The 15,382-nt window shown below is 74.8% G+C and carries 11 protein-coding genes; 4 read left to right on the top strand and 7 right to left on the bottom strand.

Annotated elements, in window-relative coordinates; translation table 11 throughout:
* Positions 1 to 113: 113 nt before the first annotated feature.
* The 4 genes from ACWD4P_RS31355 to ACWD4P_RS31340 form a co-directional block, all read right to left on the bottom strand.
* Positions 114 to 1,235 carry an NAD(P)/FAD-dependent oxidoreductase gene (locus ACWD4P_RS31355; RefSeq protein ID WP_359830094.1) on the bottom strand — a complete coding sequence of 374 codons (1,122 nt, stop codon included), beginning with the start codon at positions 1,233 to 1,235 and terminating at the stop codon, positions 114 to 116.
* A complete protein-coding gene (locus tag ACWD4P_RS31350) occupies positions 1,228 to 2,190 on the bottom strand; it encodes a cucumopine synthase-related protein (RefSeq protein ID WP_359830092.1) in 963 nt (320 codons plus the stop codon). The genes ACWD4P_RS31355 and ACWD4P_RS31350 overlap by 8 nt, the downstream gene beginning before the upstream one ends.
* A gap of 262 nt (positions 2,191 to 2,452) precedes the next feature.
* A complete protein-coding gene (locus tag ACWD4P_RS31345; protein WP_449781983.1) occupies positions 2,453 to 3,547 on the bottom strand; it encodes an NAD(P)/FAD-dependent oxidoreductase in 1,095 nt (364 codons plus the stop codon).
* Positions 3,548 to 3,630: 83 nt separating this feature from the next.
* Positions 3,631 to 5,433 carry an IS701 family transposase gene (locus tag ACWD4P_RS31340; protein ID WP_449781982.1) on the bottom strand — a complete coding sequence of 601 codons (1,803 nt, stop codon included), beginning with the start codon at positions 5,431 to 5,433 and terminating at the stop codon, positions 3,631 to 3,633.
* 496 nt (positions 5,434 to 5,929) lie between these two features.
* On the opposite strand from ACWD4P_RS31340, the gene ACWD4P_RS31335 reads away from it, so the two are divergent.
* The 4 genes from ACWD4P_RS31335 (at position 5,930) to ACWD4P_RS31320 (ending at position 10,673) form a co-directional block, all read left to right on the top strand.
* Positions 5,930 to 7,129: a 3-deoxy-7-phosphoheptulonate synthase gene (locus ACWD4P_RS31335; protein WP_449781981.1), complete on the top strand. Its 1,200-nt coding sequence runs from the start codon at positions 5,930 to 5,932 to the stop codon at positions 7,127 to 7,129.
* A 128-nt stretch (positions 7,130 to 7,257) separates the two neighbouring features.
* Positions 7,258 to 8,028, top strand: a complete 771-nt coding sequence (locus tag ACWD4P_RS31330; RefSeq protein ID WP_359819061.1) for a 2,3-dihydro-2,3-dihydroxybenzoate dehydrogenase — start codon at positions 7,258 to 7,260, stop codon at positions 8,026 to 8,028.
* 27 nt (positions 8,029 to 8,055) lie between these two features.
* Entirely contained in the window at positions 8,056 to 8,679 is a 624-nt protein-coding gene (locus ACWD4P_RS31325; RefSeq protein ID WP_359819064.1) for an isochorismatase family protein, read from the top strand.
* Positions 8,676 to 10,673, top strand: coding sequence for an anthranilate synthase family protein (locus ACWD4P_RS31320; protein WP_449781980.1), 1,998 nt, complete (start codon positions 8,676 to 8,678; stop codon positions 10,671 to 10,673). The genes ACWD4P_RS31325 and ACWD4P_RS31320 overlap by 4 nt, the downstream gene beginning before the upstream one ends.
* Positions 10,674 to 10,742: 69 nt before the next feature.
* Here the strand turns inward: ACWD4P_RS31320 and pcaB are convergent, their stop codons facing one another.
* The 3 genes from pcaB to ACWD4P_RS31305 are packed head-to-tail and all read right to left on the bottom strand — an operon-like array spanning position 10,743 to position 15,381.
* Positions 10,743 to 12,194, bottom strand: a complete 1,452-nt coding sequence (gene pcaB, locus ACWD4P_RS31315) for a 3-carboxy-cis,cis-muconate cycloisomerase (RefSeq protein WP_449781979.1) — start codon at positions 12,192 to 12,194, stop codon at positions 10,743 to 10,745.
* Positions 12,191 to 14,170: an FAD/NAD(P)-binding protein gene (locus ACWD4P_RS31310; protein ID WP_449781978.1), complete on the bottom strand. Its 1,980-nt coding sequence runs from the start codon at positions 14,168 to 14,170 to the stop codon at positions 12,191 to 12,193. The genes pcaB and ACWD4P_RS31310 overlap by 4 nt, the downstream gene beginning before the upstream one ends.
* On the bottom strand, positions 14,167 to 15,381 hold the full coding sequence (locus ACWD4P_RS31305) for an FAD-dependent monooxygenase (protein WP_449781977.1): 1,215 nt from the start codon (positions 15,379 to 15,381) through the stop codon (positions 14,167 to 14,169). Before ACWD4P_RS31305 ends, ACWD4P_RS31310 begins: the two co-directional genes overlap by 4 nt.
* Between the last annotated feature and the right edge of the window lies 1 nt (position 15,382).

Here is a 15,382-nt window from a genome sequence, read left to right as displayed (position 1 = left end):
ATCCGAACACCTCGCTCGGCGGGGTGATCGGCTACCGCTGCCGGGTCGAGCGCGTCCTGATCGAGGACGGCCGCGCGATCGGCGGCCGTGCCGCCGCCCGCCGCGGGAAGTGCTCAGGCGGCCGGCAGCTGCGCCAGGTTGACGGCCAGCGAGAAGGGCGTCAGGTCGACCTCCGGTGCCACACCGAGGTGGAGGTCGCGGACGATCCGGCCGGCGGTGGGCGCGTGGGCCAGGCCGTGGCCGGTGAAGCCGGCCGCGAAGAGGATCCGCTCGTGGGCGCCCTCGCCCCGGCCGATCAGCGCCGACTTGGTCGGGGTGACGTCCAGGGTCCCGGTCCAGGCGCTGTGCAGCTTGGCGCCCGCGGCCTTGGGGTACCACTTCGGCAGCTCCTCGACGGCCGCGTCGAACCAGACGTCGCGCAGGCCCTTCTGCTTCGAGATGCGCTCCAGGCCGACCAGGAAGCCCTTGCCCCGGCCCATCGTCTTCAGGCCGGAGACCGGGTGGAAGGTGAAGGGGGTGTCGGTCTCGGTGTCGGAGATCGGGTCGGTGTAGAGCAGTTCGGCGAACTGGCCCCACACCGGCAGCTCCATGCCGGCGAGCTTGGCGACGTCGCCGCCCCACGGCCCGGCCGCGATCACGATGGCGTCGGCGGTGAACTCCCCGGCGTTGGTGGTCACCAGGCCGGAGGAGGCGTCGATGCCGGTCACCTCGGTGCCGGTCAGCAGCCGGGCGCCGAGCTGCGCCGCCGCGTCCGCGTAGCCCTTGACGATCGCCTCCGGCTTGACCCGGTAGCACTCCGGGGACCAGACGGCCGCCTCGAAGGTGCCGGCGTCCAGCCACGGGTTGTACTCGACGGCCTGCGCCGGGGTGAGCAGTTCGACCTCGGCGCCGACCTCGCGGTGGGCCGGCAGCAGCGCCTCGAGCTCGGCCGCCTGCTCGGCGCTGGTCAGCACGGTGAGCAGCCCGAGGTGCTTCAGCCCGAGGTCGGTGTTCAGGGTGTTCGCGAAGGAGTTGAACTCGGCCAGGCTGCGGACCGCCAGCTCGCTGTCGTACGGCTTGCGCGGGAAGTAGGTGCGGAACGCCCGGGCGGTCTCCGCGGTGGTGGCCGTGCCGAACTGGTCCTTCTCCAGCAGGAGTACGTCGATGCCGGCCTTGGCGCAGTGGTAGGCGATGGACACGCCGATCACGCCGCCGCCTATGATCAGCAGTTCGGTGGAGTTCTTCCGGTCAGACATGTGCACTCCTCGTGGTGGTCGGACGGAACGTCCAGGTGTCGCCCCCCAGTTCCCACGGGAACAGCTGCAGGTTCCAGGCGCCGAGGGCGTTGGTGTAGGTGGCCATGTGGGAGAGCAGTGCGATGAAGTCCTCCTTGGAGGTGGTCTTCTCCTCGATGACGGCGACCACCTCCCGGGTGAGGTCCCACAGCGTGTCCAGGCCGCAGTAGCCGAGGAACTCGGTGGGCTTGACGAGCAGGATCCGGGCCATCTCGACCAGGGCGGGCAGCGGCACGTCGGTCAGCCGGGCGGCCCGCACCAGTCCGGTGTGGGACACATAACCCAGCGGCCGGGTCTCGCCGTTGATGCAGACGAGCGTGGTCAGCACCGAGCCCTTGGTGCCGGCCCCGTTGGGCACCCGACCCTCGTGCGCGGCGACCAGTTCCTCGGTCGGCTCGATCAGGATCCGCTCCGTCTCCACGGCGATCCGCTCGACCAGGTCGCGGGCCCGGGCGGACTCCGTCGGCATGCGCCGCACACCGTGCCCGGCCTCACCGTCCACCCGCCGCACCTGGGCGAGGATCGGGGCGCCGTTGCCGTGCACGGAGTCCCAGACCAACTGGCCGATCTTCGGCAGCGCGTCGACGTCCTCCGGGACGACGGAACCGATCGGCGCGGTGTGCATCGGCTCGGTCAGCTCGCCGTACTTGATGGTGAGGTGCTGCACCGCGGAGCAGAACACGGTGCCGTTGGGCTGGATCTTGCGGTCGACCTTGTGGTCCGGCACGGCGTGCAGGAGGTCGTGCGCCGGCGGGACGTGGTAGATGCAGTCGCCGGCCACGAGCGCGTGCCCCTGGAGGGTCTGGTACGGCAGCGAGGCCCAGAGCGGCTCGACGAGTTGGGCATTGCGGTCTTCGTGGAGAGTGATGCGGATTCTGGCGTCGATGGACGGCCAGGAGATCTCGATCTGGCGCATTGTTCCTACTCCGTTCTCCTCGGTTCCGCCAATACCGGCGTCCGGTCAACCGGATTGGAGTGCCGTCGGACAGTGACGTTGGGACGCTATCAGCGGGCCGAATCGCCGGGTAGGGAAATCCCGCGCACCTCACGGAAAGCTCTCGACTTTGTCACGTCGATATCCCGGCGGTAATCCCGGAGTTTGTCAGTCTGCCGGGTTCCCGGGGCGTCTTCGTCAGTATTTCCGGTCCGACCTGACAAAGCCGGGCGGGATTCCGGCGTCACCGGGAGGGCGAGAACGGGGCGAGGTCGACGCCGGGGGAGCGGCCGAGGTACAGATCGCGGATGATCCGCCCGGTGGCGGGCGCCTGGCCGAGGTCCTGGCCGGTGTACCCGGCCGCGACCAGGATCCGCTCGTGGGCGCCGCCCGCCCGGCCGATGCACGCCGTCCTGGCCGGGGTGACGTCCACCGTCCCGGTCCACACGCTGCGCAGCCCGGTGCCCGCGAGCTTCGGGTACCGCGCGCCCAGCTCCTCGGCGGTCTCCCGGAACCACGCCTCCCGCATGCCCTCCTGCCGGGAGACGCGCTCCAGGCCGACCAGGAAGGACCGGCCGGCGCCCAGCGTCTTCAGCCCGGACGCCGGGTGCACGGTGAAGGGGACGTCGAGCTCGCCCTCGGCGAGGACCGGGTCGGTGCCGAACAGCTCGGCGGTCTGCGCCCACAGCGGGAGTTCCAGCCCGGCCGAGGCCGCGAGCTCGCCGCTGCCGGCCTCGGCCGCGAGGACGACGGCCTGGGCGGCGAACTCGCCCCGGTCGGTGGTGACCCGGGCGCCCGTCGCGTCCAGGCCGGTCACCGTGTGGCCGGTCAGCAGCCGGGCGCCGTGCTCCCGCGCGCCGGCGGCGTAGCCCCGGACCACCGTGTCCACGTCGAGGAGGTAGGACTGCGGGCACCAGAACGCGGCCTCGGCGCCGGCCGGGTCCAGCCAGGGGTGGCGGGCACGGGCCTGGTCCGGGGTCAGCGGTTCCAGCTCCACACCGACGGCGCGCTGCGCCGCGGCCTCGCGCTCCAGCCCGTCGGCCTCCCGGCGGTCGCCCGCCACCACCAGCCATCCGACGTCCGAGACCACCAGGTCGGCGCCCCCGGCCGGGGCGAACGCGCGGTAGTCCGCGAGGCCGCGCACCGTCAGCTCGGAGTTGTGGACCTTCCCCGGCTGGTAGGTGCGCACCGGGCGGGCGGACGGCCCGGCGGCGCCGGAGCCGTCCGGGGCGAGCAGGACGACGCCGATGTCCGCCAGGGCGCAGTGGTAGGCGATCGACAGCGCCGTGACGCCGCCGCCGATCACGAGCAGATCCGTGGAGTACTGCCGGCTGGGCATGCGTTCCCCCGTCGGTGAGGAGTTCCGGAGTCCGAGGTCTTGCGGGCGTGCGGAATCGCGTGGAGAGGTACGGCCGGAGGGCGTCAGCCGAGTTCGGACCGGTAGTCGGTCCGGGCCAGCAGGCGCACCAGGTGGGCGATGGACGCGAGCGTGACGTGCCGGTGCCAGCCCGGAAAGGACCGGCCGCTGAAATCCCAGATTCCGACGTTCCGGGAAACGGATTCCAGGTCCCGGTCCACCCGGCGCACCAGCCGGGCGAGTTTCAGCGCGGTGGCGGCCGACACCGTCGTCAGCGTCGTCAGCCACAGCTCTTCGCACACGTTCTCCCCGACCGGGCTGACCGCGATCAGCCGCATCGGCGCCTCCGCCCCGGGGTGGGGGTGCCCGGCGTCGGCCGGCCACCGGACGTCGACGGTGGTGATCAGGTGGCCCTTCTCGACCGAGGGGTCCGGGCCGTCCACCGGCCGGCGGCGGAACCGGGCCGCCTCCACGATCCGGCGCGAGGGCAGCGGCCCGTGGGTGCGGTGCCCGGTCAACGCCGGGTCCTCGATGCGCAGCGGCAGGGTCGCCGAGATCCGTACGAACATGGGCACTTCGGCGGCGTGCAGCGGCCGCAGCAGCTGGGCGCGCTCCATGTCGCGCCCGTCGAGCACCACCGGCCGGTCGGGGCCCCCGGTACGGGCCAGCACCTGCAGCAGGGCGCGGGCCGTGCACTCGCCGATGGACTCGGCGCCGATCGACTCGGACAGCCCCGCCCGCCGCTGCCGGTCCACGTCCTCGACCCGGTCCTTGGGCACCTGCAGGCGCCAGCTCACCGGGGTGCCGGCCGTCTCGGACACCGCGAGGACGCCGACCGCCCGCTGGCCGTTGACGGCCTTCCCCCGGGTGGGGTCGAACCGCCGGCTCACCGCCACCGGCTGCTGCCCCACCTTGGGGATCAGCACCGGGCGGATCACCCACGCCTCGGGCTCCATCGTGCGGGCCACGTAGCGGGTGAGCGCGGTGCGCACGGGCTCCCAGTCCCAGGTGGAGTCGCTGATGAAGTGGTGCAGCCGCTGGTCGATCCCCGGGCCCTCGACGAACGCCGCGATGTTGCGGATGGTCTTCCGGCCGGGCGTGCCCAGCAGCCCCCACAGGTACTGGCGGGCCCTCAGCCGCTGGTCGCGGCGGGTGAAGGAGGCGAACAGCTCGTCGCAGACCCGGTCGAGGACGAGCTCCGTCGCGTCGCAGGAGCCGGTGAGCCGCAGCAGGGCCGGGGTGTCGTCCGGGCGGCGCGGGGCCGGCGCCGCCGGTGCGGGCCGGGCCGCGGCGGGGCCCGGCCGCCCGGCGTCGTACGGGTCCCGCGGCCCGCCGCCGTACGGGGCCCCGGGCGCCTCGCGCAGGCTCTGGCACAGCCGGCTGAGCACGTCCACGACGGTGTCCGGCTCCAGGCCGAACTCCGCCGCCACCTGGTGGACCGGCGTGCTGGGCTGCGGTGCGGGCGGTGCCACGGTCCCGGTGAGCCCGGTGTGGCGCTGCGCCGCCGGGCGGGGGCGGTCCAGCCTGACCAGGTTGTTCGGCGGGGGCCCGGGGGCCTCCGGCTCGTCCCCGTCGAAGAAGACCACGTCGATGGACTGGTCGCCGCGCAGTTCCGCGGCCTTCAGCCGGTGCATTCCGTCCAGGATCCGCATCGTCCTGCGGTGCACGAAGATCGGCGGCAGCCGGACCGGCGACCGGGCGAGCGTGGTGATGTATTCCCGGTTCTCCCCGCGGTTCCCGGGGGATTCCCCGGGCCGCAGAATGCGAATGGGAATCGTGCAGGTCTGCGGAGCCGTCGGCGGCTCCGGGGTCGAAAGGACCTCGGCCGCGCTGTCGACCTGGGTGACCGCAGCTTGTTCCCGGCGCATCGGTGTCCCCTCATCCAGTGAGTCCGTGTGGGTGTACCTGGAGAAAGCGAATCGGTGGGATGGCCGGCCGGTGTGCCGCGTGCCGGGCGCGAACGAAGTGCGCCACGCGGTACTCGATTCGGGAGATTCCCCCGACGGATCCCCGGCTCATACTGAATTCACAGATCGTGGCTCCAGGCTATACAAGCACCCGAAGGACAACAAGGGTTCGAGTCGATCACCCGGGCACCCGCGCCGCGGATTTCCCCTCCCCAGTCGGACGGTACCCGAAATGCCCAGTCGGACGGGAAGCGCGGAAACCGGGAAAATGCTCCGGGGTGGTCGTCGGCCGCCCCGGGGGCGCACCGCCGAAGTCCGACCTGATGCGGAAGCACCCCACCTGACACAGTGCCCGGACGGGCATTGGCCCCACCGTGGACGAGCCGTGAGACTGAGGCGCAGCCGGCCCCGCCGAATCCCACCGGGGCGAGTGCACCCGCCGCTTCGGGAGACCACCGTGCCCACTCGTTCATCACCCAAGGACGCACCGGCCGCCGGGCGCGTCCTGGAGCCGGGCCCGGCGGACCAGCAGCCCCGGTGGCCCGACCCGGAACTCGCCCGGCGGGTCCGCGGCCAACTGGCCGCCCTCCCGGGGCTGCTCGAAGCCGAGGAGGTGCTCGCGCTGCGCACCCACCTGGCCGCGGTCGCCACCGGTGCGGCCCTGGTGGTGCAGGCGGGCGACTGCGCGGAGGACCCCGCCGACTGCACCCCGGGCGACGTCGCCCGCAAGGCGGAGCTGCTGGGACTCCTGGCCGGCCGGATGGCGCGGGGCACCGGCCTGCCGGTGCTGGCGGTCGGCAGGCTGGCCGGCCAGTTCGCCAAGCCCCGCTCCGCGCCGACCGAGCGGATCGGCGGCCTCGAACTGCCCGTCTACCGCGGCCACCTGGTGAACGGGCCGGAGCCCTCCGCGCGGTGCCGGCGCCCCGATCCGACCCGGATGCTCTCCGGCTACCGGCTCGCCGACGCCGTCCTGCGCTACCTGGGCTGGGCCGACCGGGGCGCGCACCCGCGGCCCGAGCCCGGGGTGTGGACCAGCCACGAGGCCCTGTTGCTCGACTACGAGGAGCCACTGGTGCGCCGCTCGTCGGCGGGCCGGGCCTGGCTGTCGTCCACCCACTGGCCGTGGATCGGCGAGCGCACCCGGCAGGTCGACGGGGCCCATGTCGCCCTGCTCGCCCGGGTCGTCAACCCGGTGGCCTGCAAGGTCGGCCCGACGGTGACGGCCGGTGAGCTGCTGGCCCTGTGCGCACGGCTCGACCCGCACCGGGAGCCCGGCCGGCTCACCCTGATCGCCCGGATGGGAGCCGACCGGGTCGCCGGCCGGCTGGCCGTCCTCGCCGCGGCGGTGCGGGCCGCGGGGCATCCGGTCATCTGGCTGTGCGACCCGATGCACGGCAACACCGTCACCACCCCGGACGGGTTCAAGACCCGCCTCCTGCACCGGATCGTGCGGGAGGTGACCCGCTTCCAGGACGCGATCGGCGAGGGCGGCGGCGTCGCCGGCGGCCTGCACCTGGAGACCACCCCGGACGACGTCACGGAGTGCGCCCGGACCTGGGCGGACGTCCCGCACGTCGGCGACACGTACACCAGCCTCTGCGATCCGCGCCTCAACCCGGACCAGGCCGTCGAAGTGGTCTCGGCGTGGCGGGCGTGAGCACCGGCCGGTCCGTGACCGGTGGGCCCGTGACCGGGCCCGTCGCGGCCGGCCCGCAGCGAGCCGGCGGCCGCGGCCGGCAGGAACCCGAACGAACTCGCGCACACCCTGCATGGGAGGTCCGAACGATGGAGGACGCAGTCGCCCTGGTCACCGGGGCAGCGGGCGGGATCGGCGCGGCCGTGGCCGGCGCCCTGGCCCGGCGCGGCACGCCGGTGGCCGCGGTGGACCGGGACGCCGGACGGCTGGCGGAGGTGACGGGCAGGATGGCCGCCGAAGGCCTGCCCGTCACGGCGTTCCCCGCCGACGTCACCCGCGCCGCCGAGGTCGCGGAGCTGGTGGACGCCGTGGAGCGCACGCTGGGACCGGTGGACCGGCTGGTCAACGCCGCCGGGGTGCTTCACCTGAGCCCGGTGCGCCGGCTGACCGACGAGGACTGGGCCGCGACCTTCGCCGTCAACACCACCGGGGTGATGAACGTGTCCCGCGCGGTGGTCGACCGCATGGTGCCGCGCGGCCGCGGCGCGATCGTCACCGTGGCGTCCAACGCGGCCGGCACCCCCCGTACCGAGATGGCCGCCTACGCCGCGTCGAAGGCCGCGGCGACGATGTTCACCAAGTGCCTGGGCCTGGAGGTCGCCCGGTACGGCATCCGCTGCAACGTCGTCGCCCCCGGCTCCACCGACACCGCGATGCTCCGCTCCATGTGGCACGACGAGACCGGCCCGCGGGCGACGATCGACGGCCGGCCCGAGGCCTACAAGGTGGGCATCCCGCTGGGCAAGCTGGCCCGGCCGGCGGACATCGCCGACGCCGTGGTCTTCCTGCTCTCCGAACAGGCAGGGCACATCACCCTGCACGACCTCACCGTCGACGGCGGCGCCACCCTGGGCGTGTGAGGAACCTTGGGCGTGAAGGAGAAGGCGATGGCAGGGATACCCCCCATAGAGCCCTACCCGATGCCGTCCCCGGGCGAGCTGCCCGCGAACGTCGCCGGCTGGGAAGTCGATCCGGACCGGGCGGTGCTGCTCGTCCACGACATGCAGCGCTACTTCCTGCGGCCGTTCCCGGACTCCCTGCGCGACGAACTGGTCGGCAACACCGCGCAGTTGCGGGACCGCTGCGCGAGCCTCGGGATGCCGGTCGCGTACACCGCCCAGCCGGGCGGGATGACCGAGGAGGACCGCGGCCTGCTCAAGGACTTCTGGGGCCCCGGCATGAAGGTCGACCCCGCCGACCGCCGGATCGTCGACGAACTGGCGCCGGCTCCGGAGGACTGGCTGCTCACCAAGTGGCGCTACAGCGCCTTCTTCCGCTCGGACCTGCGCGAGCGGATGGCCCGCCACGGCCGCGACCAGCTCGTCATCTGCGGCGTCTACGGACACGTCGGGGTGCTGACGACCGCCGTCGAGGCGTTCACCCGCGACCTCCAGACCTTCCTCGTCGCCGACGCGATCGCGGACTTCTCCGCGGACCACCACCGGATGACGCTCGGCTACGCCGCCCAGCGTTGCGCGGTGGTCACCACGGTCAAGGCGCTCTGCGCATGACCGGGCCCAGGAGAGCCGCGGCGCCGGACCTGCTCGGACTGGTCCGGTCGCCGCGGCCGCCGGCGTTCGCGCTGATCCACCGGCCGGAGCGGACCGGCGACGAGGTCCTGGACGTCCTCGTCGGCGAGGTCGCCGAGGTGGCCGCGCTCGCCGACGTCCCGCTGCCCGAACGGGCTCCGGACGCGGGCCACGAGGTCCTGGTGCTGCTGCCGTTCCGGCAGCTCGCCGAGCGCGGCTTCGCCTGCCCCGACGACGGCGAGCCGCTGCTGGCGATGACCGTCACCGCCCAGGCCCGGGTGTCCTGCCGGGAGGCGCTGGAGCGACTGCCCGACCTGCCGCTGCGGTTGACCGGCGAGCACTTCGACGTCTCCGACGAGGCCTACGCCGAGCTGGTGCGGACCGTCGTCACCGAGGAGATCGGCCGCGGCGAGGGCGGCAACTTCGTCCTCAAGCGCTCCTGCCTCGCGGAGATCACCGACTACACGCCCGCGCACGGCCTGTCGCTGTTCCGCCGGCTGCTCCGGCAGGAGACCGGCGCCTACTGGACGTTCATCGTGCACACCGGCGAGCGGACGTTCGTCGGCGCCACCCCGGAGCGGCACATCAGTGTGCACGGCGGCACCGCCGTGATGAACCCGATCAGCGGCACCTACCGGTACCCGCCGGGCGGCCCGAACCTCCCGGAGGTGCTGGCCTTCCTCGACGACCGCAAGGAGACCGACGAGCTCTACATGGTCCTCGACGAGGAGCTCAAGATGATGGCCGGGATCTGCGAGCGCGGGGGCCGGGTCGTCGGCCCGTACCTCAAGGAGATGGCCCGGCTGGCGCACACCGAGTACTTCATCGAGGGGCGCACCGACCTCGACCCGCGCGAGATCCTCAAGCAGACCCTGTTCGCCCCCACCGTGACCGGCAGCCCGCTGGAGAACGCCTGCCGGGTCATCGGCCGGTACGAGCCGGCGGGCCGCGGGTACTACAGCGGGGCCCTCGCGCTGATCGGCGGCGACGGGCGCGGCGGCCGAACCCTGGACTCGGCCATCCTGATCCGCACCGCGGACATCGATCGGGGCGGCCGGCTGCGGATCGGGGTCGGGGCGACCCTGGTGCGACACTCCGACCCCGCCTCGGAGGTCGCCGAGACGCGGGCCAAGGCGGCGGGGCTGCTCGCCGCCCTGCGGGCCGACCGGCCCGCCGCTCCCGCCGTTCCCACCGCTCCCACTGCCTCCGCCGTTCCCACGGCCTCCGCCGATGTCGTCGGCCCGGGCGTCGGCGCCGACCGGCCCGACCGGCCCGACCGGCCCGCGCGGCTCGCCGACGACCCGCGCGTGGGCGCCGCACTGGCCCGCCGCAACACCGGCATCGCCGACTTCTGGCTGACCGCCCCGGACCGGCGCGCGGCCCCCCGGCCCGCGCTGTGCGGCGGCCGGGTGCTGGTGGTCGACGCCGAGGACGCCTTCACCGCCATGCTGCGCCACCAACTCGTCTCCCTCGGTCTGGATGTGACGGTCCGTCGGTTCGACGACCGGTACGCCCTCGACGGGTACGACCTGGTCGTCATGGGCCCCGGGCCGGGCGACCCCCTGGACACCGGCCGGCCCAAGATCGCCCGGCTGCACGCCGCGATCGACCGACTGCTGGCGGAGCAGCGGCCGTTCCTCGCCGTCTGCCTCAGCCACCAGGTGCTCAGCGCCCGGCTCGGACTGGAGGTGATCCGCAAGGAGGTGCCGAACCAGGGCCTCCAGCGGGTCATCGACCTGTTCGGCCGCCGGGAGCGGGTCGGCTTCTACAACTCCTTCGCCGCGCGCAGCGAGGAGGACAAGGCGGAGTGTCCGGGGATCGGCGCGGTGGAGATCAGCCGCGATCCGGCGACGGGGGAGGTGCACGCGCTGCGCGGGCCCCGGTTCGCCTCGGTGCAGTTCCACGCGGAGTCGGTGCTCACCGTCGACGGGGTCCGCGTGATCGCCGACCGGATCGGTGAGGCGCTGGGGCGCTGAGGCGTGACCGGACCGAGGGGCGGGGCGCGCGACGCCCCGCCCCTCGGTCCGGTCACCCCGTCAGCGCGGTCACTCCTTCAGGGCCCGATCGACCAACGGCCCCGCGGCGCCGGTGTAGTGGGCCGGGTCGCACAGCCGCTCCAGCGCGCCGGCGGTCAGCCGGCCGTCCAGCTCCGGGGCCTCGGCGAGCACCGCGGACAGCGGGCGGCCGGAGCGCTCGGCGGTCGCGGTGGCCTCGGTCAGCAACTGCCGGGCGCCGGCCGGGCCGAGGGTGCGGCCCAGCACGGCGGCGACCCGTTCCGAGACGATCCCGCCCCCGGTCAGGGCGAGGTTGTCGCGCATCCGGTCCGCCCGCACCCGCAGCCCCTCGGCGAGTTCCACCGCGGTGTGCGCGGATCCGCCGGTCAGCCGCAGGCACTCGCGCAGCAGCAGCCACTCGGCGTGCCAGCCGCCGGCCGACCGCTCGTCCTCGACGCCGAGGCACTGCGTCAGAGCGGCGGCCAGCACCGGTACCTGGAGCGCGGCGCTGCGCAGCAGGGTGGCGAGCACCGGATTGCGCTTGTGCGGCATGGCGGAGGAGCCGCCGCGGCCGGGCGGGCCCGGTTCGGCCAGCTCGGCGATCTCGGTGCGGGCCAGGGTCTGGACGTCGAGCCCGATCTTCCCGAGGGCGCCGGCGGTGAACGCGAGCGCGGCGGCGAGGTCGGCGATCGGGGTGCGCAGCGCGTGCCAGGGCAGTCGGGGCCGGGCGAGCCCGGTCTCCGCGGCGAACGCCTCGGCCAGCGCGTCGGCGTAACCGCCGGGGTCGACGGGATGGACGAGGTCGACGGGGCCGTCCGGGCCGGTGGGCGCGTCGGCGTGCGCGAGGTAGCCCGCGAGGGTGCCGGCCGCCCCGCCGAGTGCCACCGGCAGGCCGTCCCGCAGCACCCGGTCCACCCGCTCGGCGGCGTCGAGCACCAGGCTGCGCCAGCCCGCCGCCTTCAGCCCGAAGGTGGTGGGCACCGCGTGCAGGGCCAGGGTCCGGCCGGCCATCACGGTGTCGCGGTGCCGGGCGGCGAGGCGGGCCAGCGCCTCCGCCGTCCGTTCGAGGTCGGCGCGGACCAGGCGCAGCGCCCGGTCGGCGACCAGCATGGCGGCGGTGTCGAGGACGTCCTGGCTGGTGGAGCCCCGGTGCACGTACCGGGCGGCGGCGGGGTCGTCGGCGGCGACGACCGCGGTGAACGCCTTCACCAGGCCCACCACCGGGTTGGCCGTCTCCCGGGCCTCCAGGGCGAGTCGGCGCAGGTCGAGGCGGTCGGCCCGGGCCGCGGCGGTGATCGCGGCGGCGGCCGGCGCGGGCACGGTGCCGAGCCGGGCCTGGGCCCGGGCCAGGGCCGCCTCGGCGTCGAGCATGGCCTGGAGCCAGGCCCGGTCGCCGACGGCGGCCTCGACGGGCGTGCCGGCCCGCACGGGGGAGAGCAGCCCGGAGTCGAGGTCGGCGCCGGGGTCGGCGCCGGGGTCGGGGTCGGGCGTCGGCGTCGTCAAATCGGCACTCCCGTCAGTTCGGTCGGCTCGCCCACGCCCCCGGTCGCGACCGGCTCGCGGACCACCGGCGGCACGGCGAGCAGGGCGCGGGCGATGGCGTCGGCGTCGGCGAGGATCACCGAGTCGACCCCGGGGCGGATGCCGGCCGCGGTGACCCAGTGCACCGCCTCGGTGGGGACACCGTAGGCGAAGCGGCGCGGGTGGGCCCGCCCGCGGGCGTCGAGCAGCCGGTAGGGGCGCTCGGTGACGGCGAGTCCGCCGGTCTCGTGGGTCCCGCCCCGGGTGTCCGGGATGCGGTAGGTGGCGCACTGCTCGGTGCGCAGCAGGTGGAGCAGGAGCGGGTCCGCGGTGCGTCGGAGGTCCGGCTCGGGCAGCCGGGCCTCGACGAGGACCCCGGAGCGGACCGCGGGCCCCGGGGCGAGGGGCGAGTTGGCGACGAAGCCCGGGGTGACGGTGTCGATCCGCACCTCGGTGCCGGGCCCGGTGAGGGTCAGGACGCCGGCCTCGATCAGGGCGATCATCTCCTCGACCCGCGACACCGGCGGGCCGATGGAGAGGAAGGCGTTGAGCGGGGTGTACCAGCCGTCGAGCTCGTCGCGGTGCGAGTCGCCCTCCAGCCCGCCGTGGTCGACCGCGAGCCGGATCTCGTTGCGCAGGTCGCGGAGCACGTCCAGGGCGGCCTTGAGCGGGCCGCTGACGTTGCCGGCCCTCGCCTCGCGTACGTCCCGTTCCAGGTACGCCAGCAGCCAGCGCCGGAAGTCGGCGCGCCCGGCGAACTCCCGGCCGGCGCAGGGCCGGGCGATCCGCTGCCAGTCCCAGCGGTCGGCCGGGGCGATGCGGTGGGTGTCCAGCAGCCGGGCCCGGTCCGCCGGGTCCGGCAGCGCCAGGTACCGCTCGGTGAGGGCCTCCCGTTCGGCCGGCCGGCCCCGGGAGGTCAAGAGGGTGCCGTAGTAGACGGCTTCCACCTCCCGGGAGATCAGCGGCCACAGGTCGGTGCCGAATCGGACCGGGCGGCCCGCGCGCTTGCGCCCGCGCAGTTCGTCGAGGAACCGGGGGGTCAGCAGGCGGGGCCGGTGGCGTTCGGAGGCGCCCTTCTCGTTCTCCCCGCGGGCCTGGTGGGGCACCCCGCGGCGGGAGAAGGCGTGCAGCCGGGGCTCGTCCCCGCCGGGCCGGTAGCGCAGCCGGCCGCCGTCGCGGACGAAGGCGCCGCCGCGGCCGACGGTCAGCAGCGCCATGTAGTCGAAGAAGTTCAGTCCGAGGCCGCGCAGCAGCACCGGGCGGCCGGGTTCCACGGCACCCAGGTCGGTCGTGGCGGGGTTGCCGGGCGGGACGTAGCCGAGGCGGTGGATGCGGGCCAGACTGGCCGTCCGTTCCTCCCGCGGGGTCAGCCGGGCCGGGAGGTGGCCCTGGGCCAGCACCACGGCGTCCAGGTCGTCGAGCCGGGTCCGGTTCTCCAGCCGGACGCCCTGCGCGCCGCCGGGCACGCCGTGGGTGTCGGCCATGGCCACGGCGCGCGACCGGTGGACCCGGACGCGGACCCGCTCGGGGGCGAAGGAGACCACCCGCCGGAAGGCGTCCCGGAGGTAGTGCCCGTACAGCGCCCGGGTGGGGTACGAGTCGGGGCCCAGCGCCCGTGCCTCGGCCAGGGTCTCCTCGTCGTAGTCGGCCGGCGAGCCCAGCAGCGCCACGTTCCGCGCCCAGTCGTGGAGGCTGGGGCCCGGTTCGATCGGCCCGTCGATGCGTGAGCCGGCGTCGGTGTAGACGGTGATCTGCGAGGCCACGGTGTTGGCCAGCAGGTGCCGGGACTGCCCGGTCCGCCAGACCGCGCCGGCGCCGGGGGCCTCCGGGTCGACGACGTGCACGGTGACGGCGGGTCCGGCCGGGTCCTGCCGGGCGTTGGCGCACAGCCGCTCCAGGACGGACAGCCCGCGGGGGCCGGCCCCGACGATGCACAGTTCCAGGTGCCGGTCGGTCATCGGGCCGCCTCCGGGTGGGGGAGGGCGGCCGGGGCGCCGGTGGTGAAGTCCCGTGCGCCGTGCATCCAGGCGAGGCGGTCGTGCAGGTCGGTCGGCGACATTCCGGACAGCGCCGCGTTCCTGGACTCGGCCGCCGTACCGGCCGGGTGCCACAGCGCGATGCTGGCGAGGGAGGTCCGCTGGACGGCGGCGGTGCGGTCGCGGCGCAGCCGGTTGTACTCCGCGAAGCACCGGGCGAGGTCCGTGCCGCCGCCGTCCAGCAGGTCGCCCAGGACCACCGCGTCCTCCAGGGCCTGGCAGGCGCCCTGGGCCGCGTAGTGCAGCATCGGGTGGGCCGCGTCCCCGAGCAGGGCGACCGGGCCGTCGGTCCAGTCGTCGACCGGCGCCCGGTCGATCAGCACCCAGGACTTCCACTGCTCGCCGAGGTCGAGCAGCCGGCGCGGTGTCGCGGCGAGCCCCCCGAACAGCTCGCGGACGACGCGCCGCTCCACTGGTACGCCGGCCAGCGCCCGGGTGGCGCCGTCGTCGTAACTGGCCGCCAGGTTCAGGTACCTGCCGCCGGCGATGGCGTAGTGCACGAAGTGGCAGCCGGGGCCGGCCCACCACGTCACGGCGTTCCACCGCAGCGGCTCCGGCACCCGGTCCATCGGGATGATCGTGCGGTGGACGGTGATGCCGGAGATCCTCGGCGGCCCGTCGCCGACCAGCTGCCGGCGGACCGCGGAGTGGATGCCGTCCGCCCCGACCAGCGCGTCACCGGTGATCCGCCCGCCGTCGTCGAGGACGGCCGCCGCGCCGCCGCCGTCCCGCTCGTACCCGGCGACCGGCCGGCCCGGGCACAGCTCGATCCGTGCCTCGGCGCGGCAGGCCGCGAGCAGCAGCCCGTGGAGCTCGCCGCGGTGCACGACCACGTACGGGTTGCCGAACCGCTGCCGGTAGTCCTCGGTGAGCGGCACGCTGGTGACGTGCTCGCCGGTGACGCCGTCCATGAACCGCAGTTCGGCGACGTGCACCGCGCGGGCCAGGACCTCCGGGCCCAGCCCGAGGCGGGTCAGGGCGTGGATGCCGTTCGGCGCCAGCTGGAGCCCGGCGCCGAGTTCGGCGAAGCGCTCGCCGCGTTCGAGGACCACCACGTGGTGGCCCCGCCGCGCGATGCCCAGGGCGGCGGCCAGCCCGCCGATGCCGCCGCCGGCGACGATGACCTTCGCCATC

The organism is Kitasatospora sp. NPDC002543, assembly GCF_053594915.1.
This window is presented reverse-complemented; position numbering and strand designations above follow the sequence as displayed.